Annotated in this window: 4 protein-coding genes; 3 read left to right on the plus strand and 1 reads right to left on the minus strand. The window is 74.4% G+C overall.

Annotated features, from left to right (window positions below):
* A partial coding sequence (locus CTKZ_RS16155) for an FHA domain-containing protein (RefSeq protein ID WP_210766398.1) occupies positions 1-997 on the plus strand: 997 nt, incomplete at its 5' end.
* A gap of 171 nt (positions 998-1,168) precedes the next feature.
* The gene (locus CTKZ_RS16160; RefSeq protein WP_124343906.1) at positions 1,169-1,933 is read left to right on the plus strand and encodes a PP2C family protein-serine/threonine phosphatase; all 765 of its coding nucleotides are present in this window, start codon (positions 1,169-1,171) and stop codon (positions 1,931-1,933) included.
* A 13-nt stretch (positions 1,934-1,946) separates the two neighbouring features.
* Here CTKZ_RS16160 and rarD read toward each other — a convergent pair whose 3' ends face one another.
* Positions 1,947-2,864: an EamA family transporter RarD gene (rarD, locus tag CTKZ_RS16165; protein WP_124343908.1), complete on the minus strand. Its 918-nt coding sequence runs from the start codon at positions 2,862-2,864 to the stop codon at positions 1,947-1,949.
* A gap of 376 nt (positions 2,865-3,240) precedes the next feature.
* Here rarD and CTKZ_RS16170 point away from each other — a divergent pair, with 376 nt between their 5' ends.
* A complete protein-coding gene (locus CTKZ_RS16170; RefSeq protein ID WP_124343907.1) occupies positions 3,241-4,626 on the plus strand; it encodes an FAD-dependent oxidoreductase in 1,386 nt (461 codons plus the stop codon).
* Positions 4,627-4,703 lie beyond the last annotated feature (77 nt).

Below are 4,703 nucleotides of genomic sequence, written 5' to 3' on the forward strand. Positions count from 1 at the left end.
TCCTGGCCCGCTGGCACCGCTGGACGGCGCCGCGCCCGCACCTGCTGCGCCGCCGCTCGCACCGCCGCCGCCGTTCGCCACCGCCGCCGATGATCGACCGACGACACCGCCGCCCGCGTTCGTCGAGGGACCGCCGCCGACCGCGGTCGTGCCCATGGTGTCGCCCCCCTCCGCGCCCGGGGGTGGTCTCGTCGACGTGCCTGCCGGCATCGCGGACGAGCACCGCGACGCCCCGCGCGGCGGGGGCCCGATCATCGACGCGGTGCCGGTCCGTCCCGGTCCGTCCGCGCCCGTCGTCGCGCGTCCGGGACTCGTCGACGTGCCCGAGACGGTCACGGGCACGATCCCGCTCGTGCCGGTCGCCCGACGTCCCGCACCGACCCCGGCACCCGAGCCCGGTCCCGCTCCTGCCGGCGGTCTCGGCGAGATCGAGCACACGCGTCTGCGCGAGCCGATCACCGACCCGGGTCAGGCGATCGGGCTCGGCGAGGTGGAGCAGACCCGTCTGCGCGAGCCGGCGACGCCGCCGGTCGAGCGGCTCACGCCGTCCGTTCTGGGCGACCTGGAGCACACCGTCCTGCGCGACGAGGTGCCGACGGCCGGTGGGCCCGGCGACGTCGAGCGCACGCGCCTCGTCGGCGCGGCGGACCGGTCCCCGGACCGCACCCCCGCGGGCCTGCTGCGGCTCGTGTTCGACACGGGCGAGCGGGTCGTCGTCGAGGGTGACGGGCTCGTCGGTCGCGACCCGTCCGACGCCGGCGTCACGCACGTCGTCGCGGTCGACGACCCGCAGCGCTCGGTCTCGAAGATCCACCTCGCGTTCGGTCCGACGGGCGACGGCCACCTCTGGGTGGTCGACCGTGGCTCGACGAACGGCACGGTGCTCGTCGGTCCCGACGGCTCGGGGGCGGCGCTGACGCCCGGCACGCGCGCGGTCGTGGAGGCGGGCTGGACGATCCGCTTCGGTCAGCGGGCGGCCCGGGTCGAGCGCGCCTGACGCGCACGGCTCCCAGGCCCGGGAGCGGCGGGCGGCCCTTCCGCCACCCGGGACGATCCCGACGAACGGCCGCGTCCTGCCCTTGTCGCGCCGTAGCATGAGCGCGGCGGTCGCCGACCGCCCTCCCGACGGCGGGTCTCCGCCGGGGAGCGACCCCGCTGCGAGGTGGACGTGACGGCCCCGTCGGACGAGTCGGTGCAGCCGGCCGTGGCCGGCGTCCGGGTCGACGTGGGCGTCGCGACGGACCGCGGGCGCCGGGACTCGAACGAGGACGCGTCCCTCGCGTCGGGCGGCGTGTACGTCGTCGCGGACGGCATGGGTGGTCACGAGGCGGGCGAGGTCGCGAGCAGCCTGGCCGTCGAGGCGCTGCGGCCGCTGGTCGGGACGACGCCCGACGTCGCGACGGTCGCGGGCACGTTGCGCGACGCGCACGCGCGGGTCCGGGACCTCCCGTCGTCGTCGCCGCGCCGACCGGGCACGACGATCACGGGCGTGGTCCTCACGGAGCACGAGGGCGTGCCGTGCTGGGTCGTGCTCAACGTGGGCGACTCGCGGACGTACCGGATGATCGGCGGCGTGCTCGAGCAGGTCACGGCGGACCACTCGGAGATCGCCGAGCTCGTCGCGAGCGGTCTGGTGCCGGCGGACGCGGCCGCGCGTCACCCGCGGCGGCACGTCGTCACGCGCGTCCTCGGCGGCGGCGCGTCGGACGTGCGGCCGGACGTGTGGCTGTTCCCGGTGAGCCCGGGCGACCGGATGGTGGTGTGCTCGGACGGCCTGACGGACGAGCTGACGGACCGCAGGATCGAGGTCGAGCTGCGCACGGCGGGGTCGGCGCAGGAGGCGGCGGACCGCCTGGTCGCGGCGGCGCTGGCGGCCGGCGGCCGCGACAACGTGACGGTCGTGGTGGTCGACGCGACGGTGCCGCGGCGTTGACGCCCGGTGCTCGTCAGGCCGCGGCGGTCCGCGTGCGCGCGTGGAGCCGGTTCCGCAGCCCGTCGACGGTGAGCAGGACGAGCGCGACCCACACGAGCGCGAACCCCCACCACCGGGCCACGGGCATCTGCTCGTGCAGCACCAGGACGCCGATGAGGAGCTGCAGGACGGGCGCGAGGTACTGCAGCAGCCCGACGACGCTCAGGGGAAGCCGGCGCGCGGCGGAGTTGAACAGCAGGAGCGGGACGGCGGTCACGACGCCCGACGAGACGAGCGCGACGGCGTGCCAGGGGCCGTACGCGGCGAAGGTCCCGGTGCCGTCGACGCCGAGCACGACGAGGTACCCGAGTGCGAGCGGGGCGAGCAGGAGGGTCTCGGCGGTCATGCCGGGGATCGCCGCGACGCTCCGTCCGACGCGGTTCTTGATGAGGCCGTAGAACCCGAAGCTGAGCGCGAGCGTGAGGGCGATCCAGGGGAGCTGCCCGTAGCCGACGGTGATGACGACGACCGCGAGCGCGCCGAACCCGAGCGCGACCCACTGCACGGGGCGCAGGCGTTCGCGGAGCACGAGGACGGCGAGGGCGACGGTGACGAGCGGGTTGATGAAGTACCCGAGGGCCGCGTCGACGACCCGGTCGGTGAGGACGCCGAAGACGAACACGAGCCAGTTCACGGCGAGCAGGACGGCGGCGACGGCGAGCAGCCCGAGCGTGCGGCGGTCGCGGAGCGCGGCGACGAACCCGGTCCAGGTCCGCGTGACGAGCAGCAGGAGGAGGCAGAACAGCAGGGACCAGACGACGCGGTGGGCGATGATCTCGACGGCGCCGGCGGGTTCGAGCAGCGGGAAGTACAGGGGCAGCACGCCCCACAGCGCGTAGGCGGCGATGCCGGCGGCCAGGCCACCGCGCGCGGACGGCGGCGTCGACGCCACGTCGGCGGAGCTGCTCGGCGTCGTGCCGGAACCGGGCGGTGCCGTCTCGGCAGCAGGGGAGCCGGCAGGGGTGCTGGTGGGGGAGTGGGCGGGGGTGAGGGGGGACGTCGCGGCGGGTCCGGGGACCGCTGCGTCGGGTGTTCCGGGCACCCGTCGAGCGTAAGCGCTCGCCTCTACCGGAGAATCGGACGCTTGTCTTGCATCATGGACCAGAGGTCCAGATCGTGAAACGGGTGAGGCGACCCTCACCCGCCGACCTAGACTGTTCGCCGCACGGCCGCGTCGGCATGCCCGCTGCGTCCCGGTAACGTCCACCGCTGGACCCACCCGTCCGCGGTGCGGACGACCGCTCCCCGATCGGAAGGCGAACCGTCCCGTGAGCACCCCGACCCTGCGCGTCGCCGTCGTCGGCGCCGGACCGGCCGGCATCTACGCCGCCGACATCCTGTCGAAGACGGACCTCGACGTCAGCATCGACCTGTTCGAGCGACTGCCCGCGCCGTTCGGGCTCGTGCGCTACGGCGTCGCGCCGGACCACCCGCGCATCAAGCAGATCATCGTCGCGCTGCACAAGGTGCTCGAGCGCGGCGACATCCGCCTCCTCGCGAACGTCGACTACGGCACGGACCTCAAGCTCGACGACCTGCGCCAGTTCTACGACGCCGTGATCTTCTCCACGGGCTCGATCCGCGACGCGGCCCTGCCGATCCCGGGCATCGACCTCGACGGCTCCTACGGTGCCGCGGACTTCGTCTCCTGGTACGACGGCCACCCCGACGTCCCGCGCACCTGGCCGCTCGAGGCGCAGCACGTCGCGGTCCTGGGCGCCGGCAACGTCGCGCTCGACGTCGCGCGCATCCTCGCGAAGCACGCGGACGACCTGCTGCCGACCGAGGTCCCGGCCAACGTCTACGAACTCCTCAAGGCGTCGCCCGTCACCGACGTGCACGTCTTCGCCCGCCGCGGTCCCGCGCAGGTCAAGTTCTCGCCGCTCGAGCTGCGCGAGCTCGGGCACGTGCCGGACGTCGACGTCATCGTCTACCCCGAGGACTTCGAGTTCGACGAGGGCTCGATGGCCGCGATCCACTCCTCGAACCAGACCAAGCAGGTGGTCAAGACCCTCACGGACTGGACGCTCAAGGAGCCCGAGGAGCTCACCGCGAGCCGCCGGATCCACCTGCACTTCCTGCACAAGCCGGTCGAGGTGCTGGGCGAGGACGGCAAGGTCGTCGGCCTGCGCACCGAGCGCACCGCGCTCAACGGCGACGGCAACGTCACGGGCACGGGGCAGACGCACGACTGGGCCGTCCAGGCCGTCTACCGCGCGGTCGGCTACTTCGGGTCGCCGCTCGTCGACATCCCGTTCGACGACGTCGCGGGCGTGATCCCGAACCGTGAGGGTCGCGTCGTGGACGTCGACGGCGAGCACATCCCCGGCGTGTACGCGACGGGCTGGATCAAGCGCGGCCCGGTCGGCCTCATCGGCCACACCAAGTCGGACGCGTCGGAGACGATCCGCCACCTCGGCGAGGACGTCGCCGAGGGCGGCGACGCGTTCTACACGGCGACGGACCGCGAGCCGAAGGCCGTCGACGAGTTCCTCGCCGCGCGCGGTGTCGACGTCATCACGTGGACCGGCTGGGAGCTGCTCGACGCGTGGGAGAGGTCCCTCGGCGAGCCGCACGGCCGCGAGCGCGTCAAGGTCGTCCCGCGCGAGCACATGGTCGCGATCTCGCTCGGCCGCGACGTCCCGACCGTCTGACCGCACGCACGACGTCACGAGGCCCGGCCCCCGACGGGGGCCGGGCCTCGTCGTGTCGGTCCGCCGCGGGCCGACGG

It is taken from the genome of Cellulomonas algicola, from assembly GCF_003851725.1.
Taxonomy (GTDB): Bacteria; Actinomycetota; Actinomycetes; order Actinomycetales; family Cellulomonadaceae; genus Cellulomonas; species Cellulomonas algicola.